Here is a 26,688-nt window from a genome sequence, read left to right as displayed (position 1 = left end):
GAGGGTCTTTCGCTGGTGGAGAGGCTGGGGGTTTTCCACCCCCAGACCCCCGAGGATATTTAGGGCCAGATGAAGGTCAGTTGCTGTCGAGCCCGGTCAGGGCGGCGGCGAATTCCTCGGGGTCGAAGGGGGCCAGATCGTCGATCTGTTCGCCGACGCCGATGGCGTGGATCGGCAGACCGAACTTGTCGGCCAGCGCCACCAGTACGCCGCCCTTGGCGGTGCCGTCGAGCTTGGTCATCACCAGGCCTGAGACATCGGCCAGCTTGCGGAAGGTTTCCACCTGGCTGAGCGCGTTCTGGCCGGTGGTGGCGTCGAGCACCAGCAGGGTGTTGTGGGGCGCGGTTTCGTCGATCTTGCGAATGACGCGGACGATCTTGGCCAGCTCCTCCATCAAATCGGCGCGGTTCTGAAGGCGGCCGGCGGTGTCGATCATCAGCAGGTCGGCGCCTTCGGCTTGCGCCTTGGTCAGGGCGTCGAAAGCCAGCGAGGCGGGGTCGGAGCCTTCGGGCGCGGTCAGGACTGGAACTCCGGCGCGGTCGCCCCAGACCTGCAGCTGTTCCACGGCGGCTGCGCGGAAGGTGTCGCCCGCTGCGATGACGACCTTTTTGCCTGCTGCCTTGAACTGGCTGGCAAGCTTGCCGATGGTCGTCGTCTTGCCAGAGCCGTTGACGCCCACCACCAGCACCACTTGCGGGCGCTTGGGGTAGAGGGGCATCGGTTTGGCGACCGGCTCCATTACGCGGGCGATTTCCTGCGCCAGCAGTTGCTTGATTTCCTGGGTCGAGAGTTTGCGGCCATAGCGCCCCTCGGCCATGTTGGCGGTGACGCGCAGGGCGGTGTCGACACCCATGTCCGAGGCGATCAGCAGTTCCTCGAGCTGTTCGAGCATGTCGTCGTCGAGCGTGCGGCGCACCACCGGCCCGGCATCGCCGCGACCGAAGAGACGCCCGATCAGGCCCTTGGACTGCGCCTGTTCCGGCAGTTCCGGCGGCGGCGGGGCGGGCGTTGGGTCGGCCGGCTCGGGCGACGGTGTCTCGACCGGTTGCGGTGTGGGTGCGGGTTCGGGGATTTCCGGGACGGGTTGCGGCTCGGGCTCAGGCTGGGGGATCACCGGGTCGGGGGCGGCGGTTTCTTCGCCGCCGTCCTCGACGATTGCGTCAAGCCCCTGTTCGAGGCGGGACGAGGATTTGAACAGCCGGTCCTTGAGCTTGGTAAAAAACGCCATCTTGGTCTCCGCAGGTGTTCCCTTCACCTAATGCGGAATGGCGGCAGTTGCAAAGGGTCAGGTGAAGGCCAGGAAAAAGCCGAACTGCGCGCCCCAGTAGAGCGGCCAGACCAGATAGGGGGTCAGCCGCAGGGCCGGGTGGCCGGACGGCAGCAGGAACCTTTCGGTTGCCAGGATCAGGTCCGAGGCGATGAAGGCCATCGCGGCCGGCAGCGCCCATCGCAGCGCTCCGGCCTCGGGCAGGGCCAGAACGGTGATGCCCATGCCCAGAATGATCGGGATATAGGCCAGGACCGGTCCGCGCAGATCACCGGCCCGCTGGGCCAGCAGCGTGGCCATCACGATCCCCAGAATGACCAACGACCAGGCGTATCCGGGTTTGTCCAGGATCAGGGCGGTGTCGCTTGTCGGATGGGTCAGGAACAGGGCGATGTATACCAGATGCCCGGCGGCGAATGCCCCGATGCCGGCCATGAAGGTGCCGTCGGTCTCACGCGACAGAAGGGCGTCGCCCAAGGCGCAGAGAGACAGCGCCAGGATCAGAAGCAGAGGGCCGGACTGCACCGCGGCCTCGACCGCCAACAGGGCGACGCTTGCGGTTTTCAGCGCCGTGCGTAGCAGGCTGGCCGGACGGGCCGTCAGGGCCAGGTAGGCCAGGGCACAGGCCAGCGCTGCGAGTACGAGTATCGTCATGTCCTGCCTTCCGATGGCTCCGATGCAATTCAGTGTCGCCGCGAACTGAGTTTACGCTCAACCCATAACGTTGGGGCAGGGCGTTCCAAGATTGGCGCGCGGCCGTGGCATCTGCCAGAATGAAACGATGTGGATACGTTCGTTGATTCTCGGATCTTTGCTGGCCCAGCCGGTCGTCGCGCAGACTTTGTCAGGGGCAGAATTCGATGCCTATACACGCGGCAAAACCCTGTTCTACGGCTTTGGTGGAACGACCTATGGCGTCGAACGGTATCTGCCCAACCGGCGCGTGGTCTGGTCGTTTCTGGATGGCGATTGCAAGGAGGGCATCTGGTATGAACAGAACGGCCAGATTTGCTTTGTTTACGAAGACCGCCCCGACCCGCAATGCTGGGTCTTTACCCGCTCGTCCCAGGGATTAATCGCGCAGTTCGAGGGCAACCCCGAAGCCACCGAACTGTACGAAGCAGCCGACGTCGACGAAGATATGATCTGTTACGGGCCCGAGGTCGGCGTCTGAACGTGGGCCTTCGTCAGAACAACGATCCTTGATCCGGGGCTGGTGGCTTGGACGGTTTCTTGGCGGTCGGGGTCGTCCCGGACAGCGGTGCGGTCTTCAATTTTCCATCGGCAAACTCGATGGTCAGTGCAGCGTGCTTGCTGGCTTGCGCCTTTGTGGTGACCACGCCGCTTTCGGAATGCACCACGGCGTAGCCGCGTTGAAGCGTGGCTTTGTAGCTGAGCGTCTCGCGCAACCGGTCAGTCGCATCCAGTTGCTGGCGGAGCCGGTCCACCCGCAGGGTCTGCGCGGCCGTCATGCGCTGGGCCAGTTGGTTGACTCGGTCGCGCTGCTGCTGGATGTCGCGTTGGATCGGGCGGATCGACAGGCGCGAGGACAGGTTGCGCAGCGTGTCGCGCCGCGCGGCCACGAGGTTGCGCAACGTTGACGGGCGCAGGTGCCCCGACAGTTCCACCACCTGCAGGCGGCGGTTCTGCACACCGCGTTGCAAGGCCGGGGCCAGACGATCGGCAATCAGGTCCAGTCGCTGGCGCGGCCCGTCCAGCAAGGTCTCGGGGCGCGGCAGGGCGCGCGACAGATCGCGCAGGCGTTGGGCTCGGCGTTGTACCGCGTCGGTGGCCGCGCGGGACAGACGCGCGCCCTGTTCGCCGGTCCAGGCCAGCAGTTCCATGCGCACGGGCACAGCCAGTTCGGCGGCGGCGGTGGGGGTGGGCGCGCGGCGGTCCGAGACATAGTCGATCAGGGTTGTGTCTGTTTCGTGCCCCACGGCCGAGATCAGCGGGATCTCGGACGCGGCGGCCGCGCGGGCCACGATTTCCTCGTTGAAGCCCCACAGATCTTCGATCGAGCCACCACCGCGGGCGACGATGATCAGGTCGGGGCGGGGCAGCGCGCCGCCGGGTGTCAGGCGGTTGAGGCCCTGGATCGCGTTGGCGACCTCGGACGCGCAATTGGCGCCCTGCACGGCCACGGGCCAGATCAGCACCTTGCGCGGGAAACGGTCACGCAGGCGATGCAGGATGTCGCGGATCACCGCGCCCGAGGGCGAGGTGACGACGCCGATGATCTGCGGCAGGAAGGGCAGGGGTTTCTTGCGCTCGGGCGCGAACAGCCCTTCGGATTCGAGCTGTTTCTTGCGTTTTTCCAGCAGCGCCATCAGCGCGCCTTGCCCGGCTACGGCCACCTCGTCGACGTTCAGGTTGTATTTCGACTGCGCGCCAAATGCGGTGAGGCGGCCCGTGACGACGACTTCGAGCCCCTCTTCCGGCACCACCGACAGGCCCGCGATCTGGCCTTTCCAGGTGGTGCAGGCCAGCACGTTCCGGTCGTCTTTGATGTCATAGTACAAGTGCCCCGAGCGCGCCTTGAACACGCGCCCGACCTCGCCCCGCACGCGGATTCGGCCAAATGTGCCTTCCAGCGTGCGTTTCACCTCGCCCGAGATCTCGGACACGGTGTATTCGGGGGTATTCTGGCCGGGAATCGGATCGTCAAGCAGGTCGGACATTTCAGCGCCTTGTTTCGATTGCCCGCGCAGCTTAGAACGCCGCGCAGGCAAGGCCAAGCAGATCGGAGACTTTCATGAACATCCTCATTCTCGGCAGCGGCGGGCGCGAACACAGCCTGGCCTGGGCGGTGATGCAGAACCCCAAATGCGACCGCCTGATCGTGGCGCCGGGCAATGCCGGGATCGCGCAGATCGCCGATTGTGCGGCGCTGGATATCGAGAATGGCGGTGCGGTGGTCAGCTTTGCCGAGGAAAACGCGATTGATTTCGTGATCGTTGGCCCCGAGGCGCCCTTGGCCGCCGGAGTGGCCGACCGGCTGCGCGAGGCGGGGATTCTGGTGTTCGGCCCCTCGGCCGAGGCCGCGCGGCTGGAGGCCTCGAAAAGCTTTACCAAGGAGATCTGCGATGCGGCCGGTGCGCCCACCGCCGCCTATGCCCGGTTCACCGAGGCCGAGCCGGCCAAGGCCTATATCCGCCAGCAGGGCGCGCCGATCGTGGTCAAGGCCGATGGCCTGGCCGCAGGCAAGGGCGTGATCGTGGCGATGGACGAGGCGACCGCGCTGGAGGCCGTGGACGACATGTTCGGCGGCGCCTTCGGCGGGGCCGGGGCCGAGGTGGTGATCGAGGAGTTCATGGACGGTGAAGAAGCCTCGCTGTTCGTGCTGTGTGACGGCGAGAACATCCTGTCGGTCGGCACCGCGCAGGACCACAAGCGCGTGGGCGAGGGCGATACCGGCCTGAACACCGGCGGCATGGGCGCCTATTCTCCGGCCCCGGTACTAAGTCCTGAGATTGAGGAGCGGGCGATGGATGAGATCGTGCGCCCGACGATGGCCGAGATGGCCCGGCGTGGCACGCCGTTTCAGGGGGTGCTGTATGCCGGGCTGATGATTAAGGATGGGCAACCGCGGCTGGTGGAATACAACGTGCGCTTTGGCGACCCGGAATGTCAGGTGCTGATGATGCGTCTGGGGGCGCAGGCGCTGGACCTGATGCATGCGGCGGCCGAAGGGCGGCTGGACGAGGCGCGGGTCAACTGGGCCGACGATCACGCCTTGACCGTGGTGATGGCCGCACAGGGTTATCCCGGGGCATATGAAAAAGGCAGCGTGATCAACGGACTGGATGACTTGCCCGAGGACAGCAGCCAAATGGTTTTTCACGCAGGCACCAAAGCGCAGGACGGGCAGATTGTGGCCTCAGGGGGCCGGGTTCTGAACGTGACGGCGCGCGGAGCAACACTGCAGGAGGCGCGGGACAACGCCTATGCGATGGTCGAGGCCATCGATTGGCCGGGCGGCTTCTATCGCCGCGATATCGGTTGGCGGGCGCTTTGACGTTTGACGGCCTGCAGGGAACGGGGGGCCTCGGCCGACGGCCTCACCTCGGGATTTCTTGGCCAGATGAACCCCGGATCAGCAGTTCAGCGCGCTCATAAGGGCTTGTCGGTTTTTCAACGGGCCAAGATCCTGGGTTTGCCAGCCGCCATCGTAGCGGACGGCAATGATCCGGCGCCAATCGGCGCTGGCGACGATCAACTCAGGCTGGCCGTCGCAGGAGCGAAGCCCGCCTGAAATGAAATCCTCTCCGATCCGGTGGTTGGTCAGGCCGGGGAGCGCGGCGATTTCCGTCAGTTGGCCGTCGGCAAAGCGCCAGATGCGCAGGATTTTTGCCAAGTGGGGGCGATCGACATAGGCGATTTCGACATGTCCGTCGCCGTCGAGGTCGGCGGCTCCGACCGGGGCAAGCCAACGGAAACGGGTGCCGATATGCGGTGTCGCCGTCATGCGGCCCTGCGGGCCGTAGATGGCAAGGCGCGCGCCCTGTCGTGCGTCACTCTCCACCGCGATGACTTCTGGAAGACCGTCGCCCGTGACGTCGAACACGCGGGGCGCGAGATCTTCGAACACCAGATGATCGGGCAGCGCGAAGCTGCGGCGCTTGCCATTTGAAAGCGTGAGTTCAATCGAACCCCATTCGATCTGGTCACCCAAGACGCCGTGGGGATAGCGGGTGGTCGGATCCGTGTAGCGGGCGGTCGCTATGGTTTCGGCGGCCAAGGCAGGACCCGCCAGCCACAGGCATGCAGCCATCAGCGCGCCGCGCACCCGGCATGGCCAAAAGCGCACCGCCGGACGCGGCGCTTTGAAGCCGCAGCGCATGCCGCCGGACGAGCGGGGCATGCGTCGTCGCATCAGATCTGCTTTTCCGGCATCTCGACGACCAGCCCGTCCAGTTCGTCAGTCACCTTGATCTGGCAGGTCAGTCGCGAACGGGCCGGGTCGGGCTCGTAGGCGAAGTCCAGCATGTCTTCTTCCATGTCGTCCTTGGCAGGCAGTTTCTCGACCCAATCGGGATGGATGTAGACGTGACAGGTCGAGCAGGCGCAAGCGCCGCCGCAATCGGCCTCGATGCCGGGAATGTTGTTGTCACGGGCGCCTTCCATGACGGTCAGGCCGTTGGCGACGTCGACTGTGTGTTCGTTGCCGCCATGCTCGACATAGGTGATCTTTGCCATTGCTCGCGTCTTCCTTCTGCGGTGTTCAGGTTCCTCATTAGTCAAGGGATTTAGGTCTTTCCAGTGCCATTTGCGACCAATCGGGGCGTGATCGGGCAAACGGTCCGTCATTGTCGCCCAAATTCCACGCGTTCGCGCCGCAACCGAGTGGTTTGACCGGTTTATTCCATCAAAGGTTGAGGCTCGGATAGCGGTTTCGATTGTTGCGTGCATGGATTTGTGTTCTGGTCGTGTGACCGTGATTTGATAAGGGAGTGAGCAGATGCCGTTGACGGTTCAGGACGCAAAGATTGTGGTTGGGATGAACGAGCGGGGCGATGCCGAGCATGACATTGCCGCGTGGTTTGGCGAAAGCCAGGCGAAAATCGTGGAGGTGATCGACGGGATCAGCCATGGTGCATTGGCAGCAGCGAATGACGATGAGCTTCATCCGGTCGGAGCACCGGGCCCCAAGGCTCTGCGGTTGCGCAGTGACGTTTTGCGGGCGCTGGATGCGTTGGACGGGGATGACCTGGCCAAGGCCAAGGCGGTTCTGCGGGAAGGTTTGGCCACGTTCAACGCGCATGACGCCAAGTGACCCTTGTCTGCGCTGCGGTCGCGCGTAGCGCATGACCTTTCTGGCTGTGGTTTCGGTCCCCTGCATCTGGACATTCAGGGCATTTGTTCTATTTTTGTTCTTATGCGTATCGCATCGACACCACAGCCCAGTTCGGGCCGCCCATGGCCCAGACCACCGGCTTGCCTTCCAGCCGACCGACTGGACGACCCGCCCGAGGGTGCGCGGGTTGCTGTGGCGGGATTGGTGATCCTGCGGCAGCGGCCTGGTACGGCCAAAGGGGTGATCTTCATCACGCTCGAAGACGAGACCGGCATCGTGAACGTGATTGTCTGGCGCAAGATCTATGAGCGGTTCCGCCGAGCGGTGATCTCGGGGCGGTTGCTGCGGGTAACCGGGCGGATGCAGCGGGCCCATGCGGTGACCCATGTGATCGCGGAAGAGATCGAGGACATATCGGGCATGCTGGACCTGCTGGTGCGGGGTGACGGGGCGGATGCCTACCGGCCCCAGCCGACTGCAGAGCACAATGAGTTCGCCAAAACGCGCAATTTCGGCTAGTCTTTTGCATCATGCGGTTGCCGGGGGGGGGAGCGCAGATGTCAACAAATTCGGCTGGTTTCGTGGGCAATATTCCAAGTCATTACGACGCGGGGTTGGGCCCGAATATTTTCACTGACTACGCAGACAGACTTGCCGCCCGTTGCGCCGAAGAGCCGGTGGCCAAGGCCATTGAACTGGCCGCGGGTACGGGGATCCTGAGCCGCAAGCTGTGCGATGTGCTGCCGAGCGAGGCCCAAGTTCTGATCTCGGACCTGAACGCGCCCATGCTGGAGGTTGCAAAGGCCAAATTCTCGGCGGCGGACAACGTCGAGTTCGCGGTCGTCAACGCGATGGATCTACCGTTCGAAGACGGCGCGTTCGACCTGATTACCTGCCAGTTCGGGGTCATGTTCTTTCCCGACAAACCCGCTTCGTTCCATGAGGCGGCGCGGGTGCTCAGACCGGGTGGGCGCTATGTTTTCAACGTGTGGAGCCCGATGTCCGAAAACCCGTTCTCGCAAGTCGCGCACGATGTGGGGGCGCATTTCTTTCCGCAGGATCCGCCGGGATTCTACAAGGTACCGTTTCACTATGGTGACCCCGAGGCTGTCCGGGCTGATCTGAGGGCCGCAAGCTGGACGGATATCGAACACGAAACGATCCGGTTGACGAAGACCATCGTCAACCCGGAAGCCTTTGCCCACGCTCTGGTTTTTGGCAACCCGTTGGTCGATGAAGTACGAGAGCGCGGCGGTGTGGAACCCGCGGACGTGGCGGCGCGGATGTTCTCTGAATTGAAGCGCGTCTTTGGTCCGCAGGGCATGACGATGCCACTGTCAGCGACCACGTTCGTCTGTCGAAGGACCTGACGGTAGGTCACGCACACTCCGACCAAGATCAGAAAATACCCAATGAAGATCAGGCCAACAGTGCTTGACCGTTCTTGAAGTGACGCGAAATCAGACCGCGCTGCTTGTGACCCTTTGGGATCAGGGCGGCTGGCCGCGGTTCAAAGCCGGGGTCCTTAAGCTCGGGGAACAGGGCCAATATCTCGTTGCGAGCCGCCTCGGGGATGGATTTCAGCGCTTCGGGACCGGCGAACAGGCTTTCGCTTGGGGTGTCGTTGGCAAAGATGACCTGATGCGCGTCGAAAAGAAGGTGGAAATAGCGAACGGATTCCGTGGCACAGACCCGGTCAATGCCGTCCAGCGGCAGCAGCGACTTGGCCGAAACCAGCACCTCGTTGGTGTTGAACATGCGTTGCGCGATCTTTGACCGCACCAGAATGCGGTGCTGGGGTGAAACGGTCAGGTCCTGCGTTGGCAGCCCTGCGCCGAGCGCGTCGGCGGAAATCCGGATGGGAACCAGTTTCGGATTGGCGGAGAAGTCGACGCTGTCCAGCTCACGGCGCCCGATCCAGCGGATCGGTTCATAGCTGCCGGCGTAGGTCAGAACCAGATCTCCGACCGACAAGTCTTCGATCCTTGTTGTCCCGTCCTTGGTGGTGATCAGTGTGCCGGCGGTAAAGCATGGGACATTCGAAATCGGCGATGCCTGACCATCACTGCTGCCGGCAACCTCATAGGTCGTACCGGGCGTTGGCAAGACAGGACCGCTGATGCCGACATTCACACCGTCGATGCGAATGACCCAGAACGTGTCGCCGGAAGTTGTCGTAAAACCGAACTCAAGCTCGACCTGATCGCCGGGCTGAAAGGTCTGTCCGTTGATCGTCACCGCCTGGCTCAATACCTGGTCGTTGTTGGCCGTACTGGGCGACGACCCGTCTCCGGGCGTGTCGATGTAACCGTCCGAAAACAGCTGGCTGGCCGTGCCGTCGTCATCCTCGACGTTTATGACGGTCAGCGCGGCACCAGCATTCAGGGAAAAGGTCGTTCCGACAGGATAGCCGACAGTGTTGTTCGTCGATGCGCCGGTCCATTGGTCGAACCCGTAAATCGGAACCGTGAAATTGAATGTCGCCAAACCTTAACTCCTTGTTACCGCTTGTAGTTACAGAGCGACAAACGCGCAATTCAACTGTCGTCGGGGTCTTGATGCAGAAAGAGGTGCGATTCCCTCCTAGTTGCCTGAAATTTCATCATTTTGTGAACGCTACCGTTTGAACAGAACGTTCTGCGCGTCTATGCTGCGATGATCTCCGCGCAGCTCGGCATGCAGGGCACGTCCCGCCTGAACTCCGGGACGGGCTCCCACTGTCTCCAGCCACCGGGCAAAGTGGGGCTTGTCCTCCAGCGTCTGCTGCTGACCCTCCCACAGGCTTGCCCAGCCCCAAATCGACATATCGGCGATCGAATAGAAGTCGCCGGCAACATACTCGTTGTCGGCAAGGCGCCTGTCCAGAACGCCGTACAGACGTGCAACCTCGGTGCGATAGCGGTCTTTGGCATAGGGCAGGTCCTGTGGCGGGTCCAACTGGGGTGCATATTTCAGAAAGTGGTGCGCCTGTCCCGCCATCGGTCCGACGCCACCCATCTGCCACATCAGCCATTCCTCGACCGCGATCCGGTCACGCTCGGTCGACCCGTAGAACCGGCCGGTCTTGCGGGCCAGATACATCAGGATCGCGCCGCTTTCGAAAACCGAGATCGGTGCGCCATCCGGGCCGTCTGGGTCGACGATCGCAGGCATCCGGTTGTTGGGCGAAATTTTCAGAAACTCGGGCGCGAACTGATCGCCTTTGCCGATGTTTATGAGGTGGGTCTGGTAGGGCAGCCCCATCTCTTCAAGGGCAATGGATACTTTCCAGCCATTTGGCGTGGGCCAGAAATACAGGTCGATCGGGTGTGTCATGGAGCCTCCGTGTTGCGGGACGATCATGAGCCATTCGCCGCAAAGGGCAAGTGCGCGGTGGATGTCGCGGCTTGACGCCCGCGCGCCCGAGGCGTATGCGCAATCCAGAAACCACGTGGCGATTTGTTACCGGATTGCGGGCCACGCTAAACAACACCGCTAAAAGGTCAGGATGAAAGACCCCTTTCGCTTGACCGCGTCTGGGGTTTTTTTGATTTGCCCTCGGGTTTCGGGGCCGAAAGGTAAAGACATGAGCGAAAGCTGGAACAAACGCACCCAAGCCGTCCACGGCGGTATCCGTCGCAGCCAGTACAACGAAGTCAGCGAGGCGATCTTCCTGACGCAGGGGTTCGTCTACGACACCGCCGAGCAGGCCGAAGCTCGGTTCATCGAGACTGGCCCGGACGAGTTCATCTATGCCCGCTATGGCAACCCGACGGTTGCGATGTTCGAGCAGCGCATCGCTGCGCTTGAGGGGGCCGAGGATGGTTTTGCGACGGCGTCCGGTATGGCGGCCGTGAACGGGGCGCTGACCTCGATGCTGAAGGCGGGCGATCACGTGGTTTCGGCCAAGGCCCTGTTCGGGTCGTGCCTGTACATTCTGGAGAATATTCTGACCCGCTATGGTGTCGAGGTGACCTTTGTCGACGGTACCGACCTGGATCAATGGAAGGCCGCGATCCGGCCCGACACCAAGGCCGTGTTCTTCGAATCCATGTCGAACCCCACGCTCGAAGTGATCGACATTCGCGCCGTGGCCGAACTGGCCCATGCGGTGGGGGCCACCGTGATCGTCGACAACGTGTTCTCGACCCCGGTGTTCTCGCAGGCGATCGCGCAGGGCGCGGATGTGGTGGTTTACTCGGCCACCAAGCATATCGACGGGCAGGGACGCGCGCTGGGCGGCGTGATCCTGGGCGCCAAGGAGTTCATTCGCGGAACGGTCGAGCCGTACCTCAAACACACGGGCGGCGCACTCAGCCCGTTCAACGCCTGGATCATGCTCAAGGGGCTGGAAACGTTGGCCCTGCGAGTCAATGCCCAGGCCGAGACGGCGCAGAAACTGGCCGACGCGCTGGAAGGCCATGAGACGCTGGAGCGGATCATGTATCCGGGCCTGAAATCTCATGCTCAGAACGCTCTGGTGCAGAGCCAACTGGGGGGCAAGGGCGGTACGGTCCTGTCGCTGGACATCAAGGGGGGCAAGGACGCGGCCTTCCGGTTCCTGAACGCGCTGACGATCCCGGTAATTTCGAACAATCTGGGCGATGCCAAGTCCATCGCAACCCATCCGGCAACGACCACGCACCAGCGGTTGAGCGATGCGCAGAAAGACGAATTGGGCATCACGCCCGGTTTGATCCGCTTTTCTGTCGGACTCGAAGATGCCGACGATCTGCTGGAGGATATCCGGCAGGCATTGTCGGCTGCTGCGGTGTGACGGCGGACACGCGCCGTTGAACACATCGGCAACCGCGCAATGTCGCCCGGGTAAAAGGGCGCAATCCGTTCGGAAATGGCGGTTTTGCGATGGTTTTTTCGATCCGGGCTGCTATCTCACCCGTATTGGGTTACACTGTGGTTTCCGCCGCAGTCAGACATGGCCTGACGACACACCGAGGATACGCAGCCAATGAACATTCATTCGCGCGACATTGACGAAAAACCTGATCGGGACGAGGCCGCTGAGGCTCTCAAGGTCTTGCGGAAATGGGCAAAGGGCGCCAGCGTGGCCGAGATCAGCCAGCTTGATCCGGCGGTTGCGCGCTTGGTGCCAGGGTTGATGCCGGACAACTACCCTGCGATGTCACGTGAATACCCCGAAGACTTCAAAGTTGACGAAGCCTACAAATGTGCGTTGCCCGATCTCCAGAACGGCCCGTCCAGCCTGATCCGCGGTGCGAAACAGCAGATCCAGCATGTGGGCATCTCGAATTTCCGCCTGCCGATCCGATTTCACAGCAAGAACGGTCCGGACCTGACGCTGGAAACCTCGGTTACGGGCACCGTCAGCCTCGAAGCCGAGAAAAAGGGCATCAACATGTCCCGGATCATGCGGTCCTTCTACAAACATGCCGAGCGTACGTTCAGTTTCGAGGTGATGGAATCTGCGCTGAGCGATTATCTGACCGACCTCGACAGTTTCGATGCAAGGCTTCAGATGCGCTTCTCCTATCCCGATCGGGTCAAAAGCCTGCGTTCGGGGCTTGAGGGATATCAGTATTACGACATCGCGCTTGAACTGGTCGAGCAAGGCGGCGTGCGTCAGAAGATCATGCATCTCGACTATGTCTATTCTTCGACCTGCCCATGCTCGCTGGAACTCAGCGAACACGCCCGGTCGGTGCGCGGACAGCTTGCGACGCCGCATTCGCAGCGTTCCGTGGCGCGCATTTCGGTCGTGGTCGATTGTGACGCCGATTGCCTGTGGTTCGAGGATCTGATCGCCCTGTGCCGCCGTGCCGTCCCCACCGAAACCCAGGTGATGGTCAAGCGCGAGGACGAACAGGCCTTTGCTGAGCTGAACGCCGCCAACCCCATCTTTGTCGAAGACGCCGCGCGTCTGTTCTGTGCCGAGCTGCTGGCCGATCATCACGTGGGTGACTTCCGCGTCATCGCCAGCCATCAGGAAAGTCTGCACAGCCACGATGCGGTATCGATTCTGACCGAGGGGCCGACTTTTGCATCCACCAGCCTGGACCCGCGCCTGTTCACGACGCTGTTCCACGTCGGCTGACCCGAAAAGCGCCGCGAAAACCGGCGTATATTGGGCGGTAGGCGCCTTTTTGCCGCAATGCAGCAGAAAATGCTGCATGCGCGCGATTATTTGCATACATTGAAGATGAATGCAGCTGTGGCGCGCCATGTCAGTTGTGGCGCACCACCCCGAAAGGAAGCCGGGACGTGTTACGCCTTGGACTGCAATACACCTTCGTCCGTCCGCGCGATCGGAACGGCAAGGGCTTTTCTACCTCGGAAATCGGGCTGCTTCATTGCTACAGGAGAGACTTGGAATGAATCCCATTGCCCAACAGCTTGAGCTGCAGGCCGCCGCAGTGCGTCTGGCCGGCTATGCCGTGACCAGCCAGATGAAAATGATGCAGGCATTTGCTCAAACCGTGTTCCCGATCCCGGTTGCGTCGGTCACCGAACCATCGAAGCCGGCCGTGAAGTCGGCCAAGAAACCGGTGGCGCGAACCACGGCCAAACCCGCCGCGAAGAAGGCGAAACCTGTGGTCCGGGCCAAGGCCAAGACGGTCGCAAAGCCGGCTCCGAAGCCGAAGGCACCCGCAAAAGCCGCACCGAAACCGGTCACGAAGGCCACAGCCAAGCCCAAAACGCCGCCTGCAACGGCTCAAAAACCGCCGCAGCCCGTCGCAACGGCCACTCCTGCACAGCGCGTCACTCCGGTCGCATCGGAGAAACCCGCAACGGCCGTGACGCCCAAGGCCAAGCCCACCGAGGCAAAACCTGCGGCTTCAACCGAAGAAGCCAAGGCCAAAAAGCCCGTAGCGGCTGCAACAACCAAACCCGCCGAGGCACCGAAACCGGCCACGCGCCGCACGCGTGCGCCGTCCAAGCCACCGGCCATGCCGCCCGTGGCTGAAAAAATGGACGACTGATCACAGATCATCTGCTTGACACTTTCGGGCCGGCGCGCCAACGCTGCCCGTCATGATGGATCTTCGCCCGGTCGGATATGTGATTGGCTTGCTGGTCGCCATACTTGGGGCGACCATGCTGTTGCCGATGCTTGCGGACATCATCGAGGGTCGGGGCGAGTGGAACGTTTTCTTTGAAAGCGGTGTCATCACGATCCTGACCGGCGTGGTTCTGGCCATGAGCTGCTCGAACGGTGTGGGCGAGGGGCTGACCATCCGTCAGACCTTTTTGCTGACCACTGGCGTCTGGGTCGCGCTGCCGCTGTTCGGGGCAATCCCCTTCGTGTTCGGTGAGACCGAGCTTCGATTTGTCGATGCCTATTTCGAAGCCATGTCCGGGCTGACCACCACCGGGTCGACCGTAATCTCCGGGTTGGATGATCTGCCGCGTGGCCTGCTTTTGTGGCGCGGTTTGCTGCAATGGCTGGGCGGGATCGGCATCATTGTCGTGGCCATGGTTTTCCTGCCCGAGCTCAAGGTCGGCGGCATGCAGATCTTCCGCTCGGAAGGGTTTGAAACCATGGGGAAAATCCTTCCTCGCGCGCAAGAGATCGCGGGCCAGATTTCGCTGATCTATGTATTCCTGACCGTAGCCTGCGCTCTGGTTTATGCCGGCTTGGGAATGAACTTTTTCGACGCGGTCGTTCACGCGTTCACAACCATGTCCACCGGAGGGTTCTCGAACTATGACGCCTCGTTCGGTACGTTCTCGGGGCCCGCGGAATACGCCGCGTCCATATTCATGATCCTGGCTGCGCTGCCGTTCGTGCGGTATGTGCAATTCGTCAACGGCCGGACAGGCTCGATCCTGGAAGACAGCCAGATCAGGGCCTTTCTGGCCACGATCGCCGTTCTGGTGGCGATCATGGCTGTCTTTCTTACATCGGTCTTTCCGCACCACTGGGAACAGGCGGTGCGCGAGTCGTTGTTCAATATCACCTCGATCATTTCCGGCACCGGCTACGCCAGTGTCGATTACATGACCTGGGGCAGTTTTCCGATCATGATGTTCTTCATGATCGGCCTGATCGGCGGTTGCGCCGGTTCTACGGCCTGCTCCATCAAAATCTTCCGCTATCAATTGCTGATTGCTTCCATCAAGGCTCAGATCAGTCGGATCCGGTCGCCGCACGGAGTGTTCGTGCCCAAATATGATGGCCGCGCCATCAGCCGCGATGTCCTGACATCGGTCATGAGCTTTTTCATGTTCTTCGCGCTGTCGCTGGGGGCGCTGTCCTGGGCGCTGGCGCTGACTGGTCTGGATTTCATCACAGCGGTATCCGGTGCAGCGACGGCGCTTGCAAATGTCGGCCCCGGTTTGGGTGATCAGATCGGCCCCGCAGGGAATTTTGCCGGGCTGAACGACACGGCCAAGTGGTTGTTGACCTTCGGAATGCTGACCGGCCGGCTGGAGCTGATGGCCGTGTATGTCCTGTTCACCATTCGGTTCTGGAGAGGCTGATGAAAAGACCATTGGGCGCCCAAATCTCGCACATGCTCAAGGATCGGGGGGTCGAAGTCATTTTCGGCATTCCCGGTGTGCACAATCAGGAAATGTACCGTGGAATCGAAGAAGCGGGCATTACTCATGTGCTGGCGCGGCATGAGCAGGGCGCGGGCTTCATGGCTGACGGTTATGCACGGGCGACGGGCAAGCCCGGCGTGGCCTACGTGATCACCGGTCCTGGCCTGTGCAACGTCATGACGCCGATGGGGCAGGGCTATACCGACTCGGTTCCGATGCTGGTTCTGTCCTCCTGTCTGAGCGAAACGCAGGCACAGCGCGGCCAGTTGCACCAGATGAAAGACCAGCGCGCGGCCGCTGAATGCGTGACCGACTGGTCCTGCCAGGCAAACGACGCGCAATCAGCCTATGGCCTGATCGAACGCGCCTTTGAGGAGTTCGCGCTGAAACGTCCGCGCCCCAAGCATATCCAGGTCCCGATCGCGCAGTTGGAGGCCGAGGCCGACCCCGCTCCTTTTCCGAACCAGGACGCGGTGCGGGTCAAGGCTCTGGCGCCGGACATTGCGCCGGTTCTGTCGCTGCTGAACATCGCACGGCGGCCGCTGTTCATATTGGGTGGTGGGTCGAGGTCTAACCTGTGGCGCCAGATTCTGTCTCAGCTCGGTGCGGCCTGTTTCACCACTTATGCGGGGCGTGGGTTGGTCGGCACCGGCTATACCCTGGATTTCGGCGCGACCTTGCCGCGACCCGGCAGTGCCGAGGTGATTGGGTCGGCCGATCTGGTCATCGCGGTCGGTGCCGAATTGGGTGAGGTCGACCTTTGGCGCGACCGGTTGGGCCACAAGGCGACCTTGGTGCGGGTTGACCTCGACCCCGAGGTTCTGGCCGACCGGCACCGGGCGGCGGTCAAGCTGCAGGCCGACGGCGAAAGTTTTGCCCATTCACTGTGGTCCGCGACCCAAGACTGCAAGCCGGCCACCGGCTGGTCGCCGGAAGAGGTGGCCGAAGCCCGAGCGCGCTGGCGCGCCGAGGTCGACGCGGAAAGACCGGGTATCGCGCCGGTTGCCGACGCCTTGCGTGCAGCGATGCCCGCCGACACCATGATCTATTCCGACATGACCCAGTTCGCCTATGTCGCGAAAGAAGTCTGGGACATGGCGCGCCCATACCACTGGCACCACCCGACCGGGTTCGGCACTCTGGGCTATGCACTGCCGGCCGGGATCGGCGGCGCGGTTGCGCGGCGCGGAAAGCCAACTGCCGTGATCGCGGGTGACTACGGGTTCCACTATACGATGCAGGAACTGGGTGCGGCGGTCGAGCTGGGGTTGTCGCTGCCCATCATCCTTTGGGACAACGGCAAGCTGAAAGAGATCGAGGACAGCATGGTCGGCAGCCAGATTGCTCCGAACGCGGTTGTCGCGCGCAACCCTGATTTCTGCAAGCTGGCCGAGGCTTTCGGTGCGCGGTCGGCCGCTCCAAACTCGCTACCTGAAATGCAGGCTGCCGTTCGCGCGGCCTTTGACGCGCCCGTGCCGACCCTTGTGCACGTCACGCCCGATATCTTGAAGGGATGAAAAAAGGCGCCGCAATGTCCTGCGGCGCCTTCAAATTCTGTTCGTGACTTTCGGTCAACCCCAGCAGTTCACCAGCACGGTCATGCCAGTCGCGCGGCGGTTCAACTCGTCGGGCGAAACCTGGCCGGTTTCCTGCGCTGTCTGAGCCGTTGCCCCGGCCTTTGACAGGATCTCGTGAAGGCGGTCGGCCGCGGCAGCCAGGCTGACATCGCGGGGCAGGGTGCGCCCCTCGGTCCGCGCAGGCAGCAGCATTCCGACCACGTTGCCGTGATCATCGAATACCGGGCCGCCGGCGTCTCCGGGTTGTGCGGTCAGGCTCAGGCGGGTCACACCGGCCTCTCCGTTCAGCCCGCGGATATCGGCGATCTTGCCGTAGGTCAGGGTCGGAGCCCCCAAAGCGCCCCCATATGAGTATCCCGCGACGGCCACTTCAGATTGCAGGCGTGGCTGGGCTTCGTTCAAGGCCGCAACGGCCATCGGTGCCAGCGTCTTGTTGGGGCGCAGGACCGCCACGCCCAGTTCGGGATCGCTCCACGCGGTTTGCAGTTCCTGACCGTCCTCAAGGGTGACGCGGGTGCAGTTCTGCACAGCCTCGGCCACGGTCAGGACCAGACCGTTGGGATCGGCAAAAAAGCCCGACCGAGATAACCGTGGCTTTCTGAGTTGGAGACCGGACATCAAGTCGATGCTTTGCTCGGCATTGGCGCCAGCCGCAGCATCAAGAACACCATCGGTGGTTTCAAAGCTGGCAGTCATTGCGGCCAGAACCCGGGCGCGGCGTGCGTCATCGCCTTCAGGCCAGACAAGGGTGAAGCCTTTGATCTTGCCGTCGCTCAGATTGGCCTGTGTATAGGATACGATCCCGTTGCCACGGCCTTCGATGGTAAACCTGTCGCCACGCAGCTCACGCGGGCCGTTCAGCGGCACGATCTCGAGCGATTGCATCGCCTCGAACAGCGCGCGCAAAGTGGTTTTGCTGCCCTCCTGGCTGATCAAAACGACCCGTGCGTCCAGATCACCGCTGGAATTGAAATGCGCGAACGGCGCCTCGTATCGGTCGAAGGCAACTACCCCAAGCGGCAGGTCGACGGAAATCCCGGCGCGATCATCGACGTGACGCGCCATGCCGACGCTGATCAGCGGGGCATTGTAGTCATCCATCAAAGCCTTGCGCTGTGCCGTCGTCAGGACACCGGTCGGTTCAAAGCCGTTGAACCGCTGCCATTCCGCCATCGACCGGCGTGTACCTTGGCCGAATGCCCCGTCAATGGTCGAACTGTAGAACCCGGCAGCCTGCAATGCGGTTTGCAGGTCTTTTCGTTCCTGTCCGCTCAGCAGCCGCTCGGACTGCAGGGCCTGTGATCTCGTCTCGTCCGAAGGTTGCGGTGTCAGACCGGCCTGAGGCTGCTCTGGCTGCGGCTCGGGCTGAACGGGCGCTGTGATTGCGCCGCGGTTCAGGACATTGGCGCCGATTGGCCAGAACTGCTGCCCCAGGGCGCCTGAAAATGTGATGAAACTGTCTGAGGGGATCTGCCGTTCGGCCCGGTAGACGCGCAGCACCTGCTCGGCGTCGGCCCGCAGGTAGGGGCCGATCACTATGGCGTACCAGCCGCTGTTCAGGCGGAACCCGTTCACGTCAGGCAGGGCATTGGCATAGACTTGCGCCCGGTCCTGTGCCTCGCGCAGCGATGGCTGCGCTTCGACCTGAACCCAGACGCCTGCGTCGGCCCCCTGTTGAGCATACGCAGCGCGCAGGCCGACTGTAATCATTAAAAGAATTGCAACGAATATGCGTGTCATTTTCTGCCCGTTTTATGCAGTGTTTTGGCTTTGCCTCAACTTACGCGATTCAGGGGTGAAAACGCTATGCCCACGATACGGGGAATTTCTGGTGTGGCGGCACAGTGACAGCAGGCGGGCATTGGCCCGTTGACGCCCCTTGGCCCCTTGCATAGGAAGGGCAAAACCGACCGGAACCGGGCAAATCCGCGCCCAAAGGGAATGTCATGACCGAACCGTCCAGCGCACCACGTTCATTTCAGGAAATCATCCTGCGGCTTCAGAACTACTGGGCCTCGAAGGGCTGTGCCATCCTGCAGCCATACGACATGGAGGTCGGTGCCGGTACGTTCCACCCTGCAACCACCCTGCGGGCTTTGGGGTCCAAACCCTGGGCTGCGGCCTACGTTCAACCGTCGCGCCGTCCGACCGATGGGCGCTATGGCGAGAACCCCAACCGCTTGCAGCATTACTATCAGTACCAGGTGCTGATCAAACCCAGCCCTCCGGACCTGCAAGAGCTGTATCTGGGGAGCCTTCAGGCCATCGGCATCGACATGGACCTGCACGACATCCGTTTCGTCGAGGATGACTGGGAAAGCCCGACCTTGGGCGCATGGGGCCTGGGCTGGGAGGTCTGGTGCGACGGCATGGAAGTCAGCCAGTTTACCTATTTCCAGCAGGTCGGCGGCCATGACTGCGCGCCGGTCTCGGGCGAGTTGACATATGGTCTGGAACGGCTGGCGATGTATGTTCTGGGCATCGACCACGTAATGGACATGCCCTTCAACGACCCGCAATCGCCCAGCCCGCTGACATATGGCGACATCTTCAAGCAAACCGAAGAGGAATACGCCCGTTGGAACTTTGATGTGGCCAACACCGAGGTTTTGCTGCGCCACTTCGAAGAGGCCGAGGAAGAATGCGCCGCGATCCTGAGCCAGGAAAACGTTGACCCCAAAACGGGCAAGCGGATCATCATGGCGCATCCTGCTTATGACCAGTGCATCAAGGCCAGCCATATCTTCAACCTCCTGGACGCGCGCGGCGTGATTTCGGTGACCGAGCGGCAGGCCTATATCGGGCGGGTGCGCGCGCTGGCCAAGCAATGCGCCGATGCTTTCGTGCAGACCGAGGCCGCGGGTTTCGAGGCCTGATGGCTCGTCGCACCCCACAGGAGGATCGCGCATGACCGGGAAAATGCTGGCAATTCTGTTGGTCGCTTGCGCCGTCATTGCTGGCGTCAGCATGTATTACCTGCAGGTCTACGGCTACTACTACGAGGTCGAACCCTCACCCGGTCAGGATGTTGTTCTGACCGAAACCGCGACCGGCCAACCGGTGCCAATTGCCTACAGCGCGTTTCAGGCGATCGACGCCGACAGCTCTCCGATCCGGTATCGGGCTTGTTTCCAGACAGATCTGAAGCCGGAACAACTGGCCGTCCGCTACATGAGCGCCGAAGAGGCCGAGCCGCTGACGGCCCCGGGTTGGTTCGACTGCTATGATGCGGCTACTCTGGCCGAGGCGTTGGCGAACGGATCCGCCCGCGCGTTCGTAGGGGTCAAGAACATCCACTACGGCGTTGATCGGATCGTAGCTGTAACGCAGGACGGTTCGGGCTTTGCCTGGCATGCCCTGAACAACTGCGGCGAAAAGGCCTATGACGGAACGGTTGTCGGTGAAGAGTGCCCGCCCCAACCGGAAAACTGAGTGGGTGGGATGGGGTTCATCGTGGAAATCCCCGGATTTCTGACGGCAACGCTGGGCTTTGCCGTCTACCTGATGGGCGCCGAGATCAACGCCCGCGCCGAGGTCCTGCGGCGGTTCAACATTCCCGAACCCGTGACCGGAGGTCTGTTGGCCTCGCTGGTGGTTCTGACGCTGTATCTGCTGTTCGGGATGGAACTGGAGTTCGACCTGACCGCGCGGGATTTCCTGCTGGTGCTGTTCTTTGCCGGGATCGGCCTGAACGCCCGGCTGTCCGATCTGATCGCGGGCGGAAAGCCTCTGGTGCTGCTGCTGATCCTGACGTTGCTGACGATCGTGGCGCAGAACCTGATCGGCGCGGCGGGGGCGGCGGCCTTCGGCTATCCGGCGCAGTCCGGCGTTCTGTTCGGCTCGGCTGCCCTGATCGGCGGCCACGGCACCGCCATCGCCTGGGCGCCCGAGGTGGCGCAGGTCACCGGGCTTGAGGGCGCGACCGAGCTGGGCGTTGCGGTTGCAACCCTGGGCCTTGTCCTGGCTGCGCTGGTCGGCGGCCCCATCGCGCGACTGTTGATCGAAGGGCGCGACCTGTCGCCAAACCGCCCGGACGAGGAACATACAATCGGCGTGCCCGACGAGCCGTCAGACGCGGCCGCGAAGATCGACCACCTGACGGTGATGCGGGTGCTGCTGTACCTGAACATGGCCATTATCGCAGGCTATGCTCTGTCCGAGGTGATCCTGGCCGCGGGTTTGAAACTGCCGCTGTTCGTGCCCTGCCTGATCATGGGTATCGTGATCGGCAACCTGCGCCCGCTGCTGGCCCCGCGCGCCGCGCCGGTGTCGCGCACGCCGTCGCTGGCGCTGATCTCGGAATTCGCGCTGGGCGCCTTTCTGGCCATGTCGCTGATGAGCCTGCAGCTGTGGACCATCGCCGATCTGGGCCTGTCGATCGTGGTGATCATGACGGCGCAGACATTGTTTGCGGTGGCTTTCGTGATCTGGGTTCTGTTCCCGGTCATGGGCGCCAACTACCGCGCGGCCGTGCTGGCGGCGGGGTTCGGCGGCTTCGCGCTGGGCGCGACACCGACCGCTATTGCCAATATGACTGCCGTAACCAAGCGATACGGGCCTTCGCCTATTGCCTTTATCGTGCTCCCCCTTGTATCCGCATTCTTCGTGGATATCGCCAATGCCATCGTCATCCAGACGATCGTCAATTTCTAAGGATCGAAAATGCCCGACCTGCTGATCGAACTGTTTTCCGAGGAAATCCCCGCGCGCATGCAGACCCGCGCCGGCGAGGATCTGAAAAAACGGATCACCGACGGTCTGGTCGAGGCCGGTCTGACCTATGCCCATGCGCACGCCCTGACCACTCCGCGCCGCCTGACGCTGGCGGTCGAGGGGCTGCTGGCCGAAAGCCCCACCATCCGCGAGGAGCGCAAGGGACCCAAGGTTGGCGCGCCCGAAAAAGCCATCGAAGGCTTCCTGCGGGGCGCAGGGATCAGCCGCGACCAGCTCGAGGAACGGGACACGCCCAAAGGTGCGGTCTATTTCGCCACCATCGAGAAGCCGGGCCGCCCGGCGGCCGGGATCGTGGCCGAGGTTTTGGCCGACACGGTCCGCAACTTCCCCTGGCCGAAATCCATGCGCTGGGGCAGCGGGCAGCTGCGCTGGGTGCGCCCGCTGCATTCGATCCTGTGCATCCTCAGCGATGAAGCCGGCGCGCAGGTCGTGCCGATGGAGATCGACGGGATCACCGCCGGTGACACCACCGAGGGCCATCGCTTCATGGCGCCGGGCCGGTTTGCCGTGACCGGGTTCGAGGATTACGCCGCCAAGCTGAAGCGCGGCTTCGTCGTGCTGTCGCCCGAGGAACGGGCCGAGCACATCTGGAACGACGCACAGAACATGGCCTTTGCCGCCGGTCTGGAGGTGGTCGAGGACAAGAGCTTGCTGGCCGAGGTGGCCGGGCTGGTCGAATGGCCGGTTGTGCTGATGGGGCAGATCGACGATGAATTCCTCGACCTGCCGCCCGAGGTGCTGCAGACCTCGATGAAAGAGCACCAAAAATTCTTCTCGGTCCGCAACCCCAAGACGGGGCGGATCGAACGGTTCATCACCGTGGCCAACCGCGAGACCACCGACAATGGCGCGACCATCCTGGCCGGCAACCAGAAGGTGCTGTCGGCGCGTCTGGCCGATGCGAAATTCTTCTGGGAGAACGACCTACGCGTCGCCAAATCGGACATTACGCAATGGACCCGCGCGCTGGAGAACGTGACCTTCCACAACAAGCTGGGCACCCAGGCGCAGCGGATCGAGCGCATTGCCGCACTGGCCCGCGAACTGGCCCCGCTGACCGGCGGCGACCCGGACCAGGCCGAAAAGGCCGCGCGGCTGGCAAAGGCCGATCTGAGTTCGGAAATGGTCTATGAATTCCCCGAACTTCAGGGGCTTATGGGGCGGTATTACATTGAGGCGGCTGGAGAAGACGCCGCCGTGGCCGCCGTGGCGCAGGAGCATTACTCGCCCCTGGGCCCGTCGGATGACGTGCCCACCGCGCCGCTGTCGGTGACCGTGGCGCTGGCCGACAAGCTGGACACGCTGACCGGGTTCTGGGCGATTGATGAAAAACCCACCGGCTCGAAGGACCCGTTCGCGCTGCGTCGGGCGGCGTTAGGGGTGACCCGATTGATCCTGAACAATGATCTGCGGCTGAAGCTCGACCGTTTCTTCGACGCGCAACTGGTTCGGGCCGAAGCGGCTTCGAACGAAGCTTTGCACGACGAGCATGTCGCAGAGCTGTTGGATGAAATCGCCGATCACGGTGTTTTCGGAGCGGCGTTCCGCACGGTGAAGGAGAAGCTTGCGGGCGACGAGGCCGGGAAACACCAAGTGACGGACTTTATGCATCTTGAACGGAAGGTGCCCGATACGTCGGAGGATCTGCTGACCTTCTTCCACGACCGCCTCAAGGTCTTCCTACGTGACGAGGGCATTCGCCACGACGTGATCGACGCCTGCATCGCGATGGACGGCAATGACGACCTGAACCTGCTGGTCAAACGCGCCCGCGCGTTGAATACGGTGATCGCGACCGAAGATGGCGAAAATCTGGTGCAGGGCTTCAAGCGCGCCAACAACATCCTGACCCAGGCCGAGGAGAAGGACGGGGTCGAATACTCGTTCGGTGCCGATCTGAAATTCGCCGAGACCGACAGCGAAAAGACCCTGTTCGCCGCGCTGGATCAGGCACAGGCCAAGATTGCTCCGGCACTCAAGGCCGAGGATTTCCCGGCGGCGATGGCTGCCATGGCCGCGCTGCGCGGGCCGATCGACGCGTTCTTCGAGGACGTCCAGGTCAATTCCGACAATGCCGTGCTGCGCCGCAACCGCCTGAATCTGCTGAGCCAGATCCGCCAGATCTGCTCCAGCGTCGCGGACCTGACCAAGATCGAAGGCTGACCTAGAGGGCGCGCTCTGGCGCGCCCACAAGGCCCTTGCGCGGAAGGCTGGGGCGCTTATGCTGCGGTGAAACCAAAAGGTGCCGCAGTGCAGAATAATCCGCATACCACGCTCATCACTCCTGATGCTCCCGTCGCCGCCGACACGCATGGCGGCCGGGCGAAATGTCTGCAGCGCCTTGTGCGGTTGGACCTTCCCGTACCGCGTACGGTGGCTCTGTCCTTCGATCAGGTGCGGCGGATCGCTGACGGCGATATCCCGGCAATCGAAGCCATACTTGAACAGTTCGACGCATCGGCGTTGCTGTGCGTTCGCCCCAGTTCCGAGGACCCTGACTGGGGTGGCCCCGGCGCGGTTCTGAACATCGGGATGAACGATGCCCGTTTCGTGGAATTGTCCGACAAGATGGGTCCCGAGGCCGCTGCCGCACTGTATCTGCGGTTCGTCCAAAGTTATGCGATCCACGTTGCGCGACTGGACGCGGACGTTTTCGACGACATCGAAGCCGATGGTCGCGAAGGCCTGCGCCAGACCCTGCGCGCCTATGAGGACGAAACGGACGAAGCGTTCCCGCAGGACCGGGGCGAGCAGTTGCTGGCGGTCCTGCGCTCGATGGCGCGGGCATGGGATGGTACGTCCGCCCGTCTGCTGCGGCAGGCCAAGGGCGCTCCGGCGGATGCCGGACTGGGCCTTGTCATTCAGGAGATGATCCCGGGCGTCGGTCAGGGCGAATGCGGATCGGGTGTGCTGCAGCTGGTGGATACCTCGACCGGCATGCCGCAGATCACAGGCCGCTACCTGAGCCAAAGCCAGGGGCGCGATGCGCTGGGCGAGGGGGTTGCGGCCCTCTACCTTGAAAAGGACCCGCGCGGGCAAGCGCTCGAGGATGTTGCGCCTCAGGCCTTTGCCGACCTCAAGGCCCATGCGGCGTTGATGCGGCGCAAATTGCGCGAAGAGATGCAGGTCGAATTCGTGATCGAAAACGGCAAGGTGCATATTCTGGACGGGGTCCGCGTTCAGCGCAGCGCCCGCGCCGCCATGCGGATAGCTGTTCGATTGGCCGAGGATGGCATCATCACCCCGCAGGAAGCCGTCATGCGGATCGACCCGCATTCTCTGAATGAGTTGCTGCACCGTCAGGTGCATCCCGAGGCCAAGCGTGACGTGCTGACCACGGGTATCGGGGCCAGTCCCGGGGCGGCCACCGGCCGGATCGTGTTCACTTCGGCCGAGGCACAGGCCAGCGCGGCGCGCGGCGAGCCCTGCGTTCTGGTGCGCCGTGAAACCTCGCCCGAGGATGTGCGCGGCATGCACGCCGCGGTCGCCGTACTGACCGAAAAGGGTGGCATGACCAGCCATGCGGCCGTGATCGGGCGCGGGCTGGGGCTGCCCTGTATCGTCGGCGCGTCCGAGATGCGGTTCCAGACCAAGAAAAAGCAGCTTACCGTTCCGGACGGCCGCGTTTTCACCACAGGCGACATTCTGACGATTGACGGAAGCTCGGGCCAGGTGTTGGCGGGCGAGCCGGCGATGCTCGAAGCTGCACTGGATGACTGTTTTCAGACCTTGATGAGCTGGGCCGACGCCGAGCGAGACATATCAATTCGTGCCAATGCCGACACTCCTGCCGACGCGCAGGCTGCGCGGAACTTCCAGGCGCAGGGGATCGGGTTGTGCCGAACCGAGCATATGTTTTTTGACCCCGGTCGTCTGATCGTGATGCGCGAGATGATTTTCGCTCAGACTTCATCCGGACGCGCGGCGGTTCTGGAACGGTTGCTTCCGATGCAACGCGATGATTTTGTGCAGCTTTTCCGGATCATGGAAGGGCAGCCCGTCTGCATCCGACTGTTCGATCCGCCTCTGCACGAGTTTCTGCCGACCACGCGCAGCGGGCAGCGCGAGTTGGCCGAGGCGCTGGACCTTCCTGTTTCGGATGTGGAGCGTCGGGTGGACGAAATGAGCGAATACAACCCCATGCTGGGGTTGCGGGGCGTACGCCTTGGAATAACGGTGCCCGAGATCTATGATATGCAAGCCCGCGCGATCTTCGAGGCGACGCTCGAAGCCAGCAAAAATGGCGCGCCGGTGGTGCCCGAGGTCATGATCCCTCTGGTTTCGGCCAAGCGCGAGGTCGAACTGATCAAGGCGCGTGTGGACACGGTTGCCGCAGCCGTCGCGGCCGAGCGTGGTCAGGAGTTTGAATACCGGTTGGGTGTGATGGTCGAAACGCCCCGGGCCTGTTTGCGCGCCGAGGAAATCGCTCCTCATGCCTCGTTCCTGAGTTTCGGCACCAACGACCTGACACAGATGACCTATGGCCTGTCGCGCGATGACGCGGGACGCTTCATGTCAGCCTATGTCCGGCAGGGGGTGTTCACCGAGGATCCGTTCCATGTTCTGGACGCCGATGGGGTCGGCGAACTGCTCAAGCTGGGCTCGGAGCGGGGGCGTACAGCCCGGCCCGATGTCACGCTTTCGGTCTGTGGTGAACATGGCGGCAACCCCGAATCAATCGCCCTTTGTCGGGATTTGGGGTTCGATTATGTGTCCTGTTCACCCTTCCGAGTCCCGGTCGCTCGGCTGGCTGCCGCTCAGTTGGCGATTTCGTCAAAACTTGGGGGTTGACAGGCCGTCAAAGCCCTAGG

Annotated in this window: 23 protein-coding genes and 1 riboswitch; of the genes, 15 read left to right on the top strand and 8 right to left on the bottom strand. The window is 62.6% G+C overall.

Features of this window, described 5'->3' with window-relative positions; translation table 11 throughout:
* Positions 1-76: 76 nt before the first annotated feature.
* On the bottom strand, positions 77-1,228 hold the full coding sequence (gene ftsY / locus ACR0EF_RS08310) for a signal recognition particle-docking protein FtsY (RefSeq protein ID WP_170372228.1): 1,152 nt from the start codon (positions 1,226-1,228) through the stop codon (positions 77-79).
* A gap of 57 nt (positions 1,229-1,285) precedes the next feature.
* Positions 1,286-1,921 carry a lysoplasmalogenase gene (locus ACR0EF_RS08305; RefSeq protein ID WP_170372230.1) on the bottom strand — a complete coding sequence of 212 codons (636 nt, stop codon included), beginning with the start codon at positions 1,919-1,921 and terminating at the stop codon, positions 1,286-1,288.
* A 127-nt stretch (positions 1,922-2,048) separates the two neighbouring features.
* On the opposite strand from ACR0EF_RS08305, the gene ACR0EF_RS08300 reads away from it, so the two are divergent.
* Complete coding sequence (locus ACR0EF_RS08300; protein WP_170370735.1) at positions 2,049-2,441, top strand: hypothetical protein; 393 nt, start codon at positions 2,049-2,051, stop codon at positions 2,439-2,441.
* 13 nt (positions 2,442-2,454) lie between these two features.
* On the opposite strand, the gene xseA is transcribed toward ACR0EF_RS08300, so the two are convergent.
* The gene (gene xseA, locus ACR0EF_RS08295) at positions 2,455-3,948 is read right to left on the bottom strand and encodes an exodeoxyribonuclease VII large subunit (RefSeq protein WP_170370734.1); all 1,494 of its coding nucleotides are present in this window, start codon (positions 3,946-3,948) and stop codon (positions 2,455-2,457) included.
* A 74-nt stretch (positions 3,949-4,022) separates the two neighbouring features.
* Here xseA and purD point away from each other — a divergent pair, with 74 nt between their 5' ends.
* Complete coding sequence (gene purD, locus ACR0EF_RS08290) at positions 4,023-5,285, top strand: phosphoribosylamine--glycine ligase (protein ID WP_170370733.1); 1,263 nt, start codon at positions 4,023-4,025, stop codon at positions 5,283-5,285.
* Between the two features lie 78 nt (positions 5,286-5,363).
* Here the strand turns inward: purD and ACR0EF_RS08285 are convergent, their stop codons facing one another.
* Both ACR0EF_RS08285 and ACR0EF_RS08280 read right to left on the bottom strand, forming a co-directional pair.
* Positions 5,364-6,110 (bottom strand): FG-GAP repeat domain-containing protein, encoded by a 747-nt coding sequence (locus ACR0EF_RS08285; protein WP_437342648.1) that lies wholly within the window; start codon positions 6,108-6,110, stop codon positions 5,364-5,366.
* 32 nt (positions 6,111-6,142) lie between these two features.
* Positions 6,143-6,466, bottom strand: coding sequence for a 2Fe-2S iron-sulfur cluster-binding protein (locus tag ACR0EF_RS08280; RefSeq protein WP_170372232.1), 324 nt, complete (start codon positions 6,464-6,466; stop codon positions 6,143-6,145).
* A 262-nt stretch (positions 6,467-6,728) separates the two neighbouring features.
* Between ACR0EF_RS08280 and ACR0EF_RS08275 the strand changes: the two genes are divergently transcribed.
* The 3 genes from ACR0EF_RS08275 (at position 6,729) to ACR0EF_RS08265 (ending at position 8,434) form a co-directional block, all read left to right on the top strand.
* The gene (locus tag ACR0EF_RS08275) at positions 6,729-7,043 is read left to right on the top strand and encodes a hypothetical protein (RefSeq protein WP_093962513.1); all 315 of its coding nucleotides are present in this window, start codon (positions 6,729-6,731) and stop codon (positions 7,041-7,043) included.
* A 102-nt stretch (positions 7,044-7,145) separates the two neighbouring features.
* Complete coding sequence (locus tag ACR0EF_RS08270) at positions 7,146-7,583, top strand: OB-fold nucleic acid binding domain-containing protein (RefSeq protein WP_170358563.1); 438 nt, start codon at positions 7,146-7,148, stop codon at positions 7,581-7,583.
* Positions 7,584-7,621: 38 nt separating this feature from the next.
* Positions 7,622-8,434, top strand: a complete 813-nt coding sequence (locus ACR0EF_RS08265; protein ID WP_170338360.1) for a class I SAM-dependent methyltransferase — start codon at positions 7,622-7,624, stop codon at positions 8,432-8,434.
* A 49-nt stretch (positions 8,435-8,483) separates the two neighbouring features.
* Here the strand turns inward: ACR0EF_RS08265 and ACR0EF_RS08260 are convergent, their stop codons facing one another.
* Positions 8,484-9,551, bottom strand: coding sequence for a Hint domain-containing protein (locus ACR0EF_RS08260; protein ID WP_254433948.1), 1,068 nt, complete (start codon positions 9,549-9,551; stop codon positions 8,484-8,486).
* Positions 9,552-9,680: 129 nt separating this feature from the next.
* The gene (locus ACR0EF_RS08255; RefSeq protein WP_170370732.1) at positions 9,681-10,379 is read right to left on the bottom strand and encodes a glutathione S-transferase N-terminal domain-containing protein; all 699 of its coding nucleotides are present in this window, start codon (positions 10,377-10,379) and stop codon (positions 9,681-9,683) included.
* 105 nt (positions 10,380-10,484) lie between these two features.
* A riboswitch (SAM riboswitch) is annotated at positions 10,485-10,562 on the top strand.
* Positions 10,563-10,629: 67 nt separating this feature from the next.
* Between ACR0EF_RS08255 and metZ the strand changes: the two genes are divergently transcribed.
* From metZ to ACR0EF_RS08230, 5 genes are all read left to right on the top strand, one after another.
* Entirely contained in the window at positions 10,630-11,820 is a 1,191-nt protein-coding gene (metZ, locus tag ACR0EF_RS08250; protein ID WP_170370731.1) for an O-succinylhomoserine sulfhydrylase, read from the top strand.
* A gap of 192 nt (positions 11,821-12,012) precedes the next feature.
* The gene (gene folE2 / locus ACR0EF_RS08245; protein WP_170372234.1) at positions 12,013-13,116 is read left to right on the top strand and encodes a GTP cyclohydrolase FolE2; all 1,104 of its coding nucleotides are present in this window, start codon (positions 12,013-12,015) and stop codon (positions 13,114-13,116) included.
* Positions 13,117-13,393: 277 nt separating this feature from the next.
* Positions 13,394-14,002: a hypothetical protein gene (locus tag ACR0EF_RS08240; protein WP_170372236.1), complete on the top strand. Its 609-nt coding sequence runs from the start codon at positions 13,394-13,396 to the stop codon at positions 14,000-14,002.
* Positions 14,003-14,054: 52 nt separating this feature from the next.
* Positions 14,055-15,503 carry a TrkH family potassium uptake protein gene (locus ACR0EF_RS08235; protein WP_170370728.1) on the top strand — a complete coding sequence of 483 codons (1,449 nt, stop codon included), beginning with the start codon at positions 14,055-14,057 and terminating at the stop codon, positions 15,501-15,503.
* A complete protein-coding gene (locus ACR0EF_RS08230; RefSeq protein WP_170370727.1) occupies positions 15,503-17,083 on the top strand; it encodes a thiamine pyrophosphate-binding protein in 1,581 nt (526 codons plus the stop codon). Before ACR0EF_RS08235 ends, ACR0EF_RS08230 begins: the two co-directional genes overlap by 1 nt.
* A gap of 54 nt (positions 17,084-17,137) precedes the next feature.
* Here ACR0EF_RS08230 and ACR0EF_RS08225 read toward each other — a convergent pair whose 3' ends face one another.
* The gene (locus ACR0EF_RS08225) at positions 17,138-18,883 is read right to left on the bottom strand and encodes a serine protease (RefSeq protein WP_170370726.1); all 1,746 of its coding nucleotides are present in this window, start codon (positions 18,881-18,883) and stop codon (positions 17,138-17,140) included.
* Positions 18,884-19,089: 206 nt separating this feature from the next.
* On the opposite strand from ACR0EF_RS08225, the gene ACR0EF_RS08220 reads away from it, so the two are divergent.
* From ACR0EF_RS08220 to ACR0EF_RS08200, 5 genes are all read left to right on the top strand, one after another.
* Positions 19,090-20,019 (top strand): glycine--tRNA ligase subunit alpha, encoded by a 930-nt coding sequence (locus ACR0EF_RS08220; protein WP_093962505.1) that lies wholly within the window; start codon positions 19,090-19,092, stop codon positions 20,017-20,019.
* Positions 20,020-20,050: 31 nt separating this feature from the next.
* On the top strand, positions 20,051-20,575 hold the full coding sequence (locus ACR0EF_RS08215; protein WP_170370725.1) for a DUF6446 family protein: 525 nt from the start codon (positions 20,051-20,053) through the stop codon (positions 20,573-20,575).
* Positions 20,576-20,584: 9 nt separating this feature from the next.
* Positions 20,585-21,796 carry a sodium/glutamate symporter gene (gene gltS / locus ACR0EF_RS08210; RefSeq protein WP_170370724.1) on the top strand — a complete coding sequence of 404 codons (1,212 nt, stop codon included), beginning with the start codon at positions 20,585-20,587 and terminating at the stop codon, positions 21,794-21,796.
* A 9-nt stretch (positions 21,797-21,805) separates the two neighbouring features.
* Positions 21,806-24,040: a glycine--tRNA ligase subunit beta gene (gene glyS, locus ACR0EF_RS08205; RefSeq protein ID WP_170372238.1), complete on the top strand. Its 2,235-nt coding sequence runs from the start codon at positions 21,806-21,808 to the stop codon at positions 24,038-24,040.
* 66 nt (positions 24,041-24,106) lie between these two features.
* A complete protein-coding gene (locus ACR0EF_RS08200) occupies positions 24,107-26,668 on the top strand; it encodes a putative PEP-binding protein (RefSeq protein ID WP_170372240.1) in 2,562 nt (853 codons plus the stop codon).
* Positions 26,669-26,688: the final 20 nt, after the last annotated feature.

The organism is Ruegeria sp. CG8 (assembly GCF_056537165.1).
This window is presented reverse-complemented; position numbering and strand designations above follow the sequence as displayed.

What these genes read in the sequence shown, in the direction of transcription:
- ftsY (WP_170372228.1), bottom strand. Translation starts at nt 1,228, where the DNA reads ATGGCGTTTTTTACCAAGCTCAAGGACCGGCTGTTCAAATCCTCGTCC.
- ACR0EF_RS08305 (WP_170372230.1), bottom strand. Translation starts at nt 1,921, where the DNA reads ATGACGATACTCGTACTCGCAGCGCTGGCCTGTGCCCTGGCCTACCTG.
- ACR0EF_RS08300 (WP_170370735.1), top strand. Translation starts at nt 2,049, where the DNA reads ATGTGGATACGTTCGTTGATTCTCGGATCTTTGCTGGCCCAGCCGGTC.
- xseA (WP_170370734.1), bottom strand. Translation starts at nt 3,948, where the DNA reads ATGTCCGACCTGCTTGACGATCCGATTCCCGGCCAGAATACCCCCGAA.
- purD (WP_170370733.1), top strand. Translation starts at nt 4,023, where the DNA reads ATGAACATCCTCATTCTCGGCAGCGGCGGGCGCGAACACAGCCTGGCC.
- ACR0EF_RS08285 (WP_437342648.1), bottom strand. Translation starts at nt 6,110, where the DNA reads ATGCGCTGCGGCTTCAAAGCGCCGCGTCCGGCGGTGCGCTTTTGGCCA.
- ACR0EF_RS08280 (WP_170372232.1), bottom strand. Translation starts at nt 6,466, where the DNA reads ATGGCAAAGATCACCTATGTCGAGCATGGCGGCAACGAACACACAGTC.
- ACR0EF_RS08275 (WP_093962513.1), top strand. Translation starts at nt 6,729, where the DNA reads ATGCCGTTGACGGTTCAGGACGCAAAGATTGTGGTTGGGATGAACGAG.
- ACR0EF_RS08270 (WP_170358563.1), top strand. Translation starts at nt 7,146, where the DNA reads ATGCGTATCGCATCGACACCACAGCCCAGTTCGGGCCGCCCATGGCCC.
- ACR0EF_RS08265 (WP_170338360.1), top strand. Translation starts at nt 7,622, where the DNA reads ATGTCAACAAATTCGGCTGGTTTCGTGGGCAATATTCCAAGTCATTAC.
- ACR0EF_RS08255 (WP_170370732.1), bottom strand. Translation starts at nt 10,379, where the DNA reads ATGACACACCCGATCGACCTGTATTTCTGGCCCACGCCAAATGGCTGG.
- metZ (WP_170370731.1), top strand. Translation starts at nt 10,630, where the DNA reads ATGAGCGAAAGCTGGAACAAACGCACCCAAGCCGTCCACGGCGGTATC.
- folE2 (WP_170372234.1), top strand. Translation starts at nt 12,013, where the DNA reads ATGAACATTCATTCGCGCGACATTGACGAAAAACCTGATCGGGACGAG.
- ACR0EF_RS08240 (WP_170372236.1), top strand. Translation starts at nt 13,394, where the DNA reads ATGAATCCCATTGCCCAACAGCTTGAGCTGCAGGCCGCCGCAGTGCGT.
- ACR0EF_RS08235 (WP_170370728.1), top strand. Translation starts at nt 14,055, where the DNA reads ATGATGGATCTTCGCCCGGTCGGATATGTGATTGGCTTGCTGGTCGCC.
- ACR0EF_RS08230 (WP_170370727.1), top strand. Translation starts at nt 15,503, where the DNA reads ATGAAAAGACCATTGGGCGCCCAAATCTCGCACATGCTCAAGGATCGG.
- ACR0EF_RS08225 (WP_170370726.1), bottom strand. Translation starts at nt 18,883, where the DNA reads ATGACACGCATATTCGTTGCAATTCTTTTAATGATTACAGTCGGCCTG.
- ACR0EF_RS08220 (WP_093962505.1), top strand. Translation starts at nt 19,090, where the DNA reads ATGACCGAACCGTCCAGCGCACCACGTTCATTTCAGGAAATCATCCTG.
- ACR0EF_RS08215 (WP_170370725.1), top strand. Translation starts at nt 20,051, where the DNA reads ATGACCGGGAAAATGCTGGCAATTCTGTTGGTCGCTTGCGCCGTCATT.
- gltS (WP_170370724.1), top strand. Translation starts at nt 20,585, where the DNA reads ATGGGGTTCATCGTGGAAATCCCCGGATTTCTGACGGCAACGCTGGGC.
- glyS (WP_170372238.1), top strand. Translation starts at nt 21,806, where the DNA reads ATGCCCGACCTGCTGATCGAACTGTTTTCCGAGGAAATCCCCGCGCGC.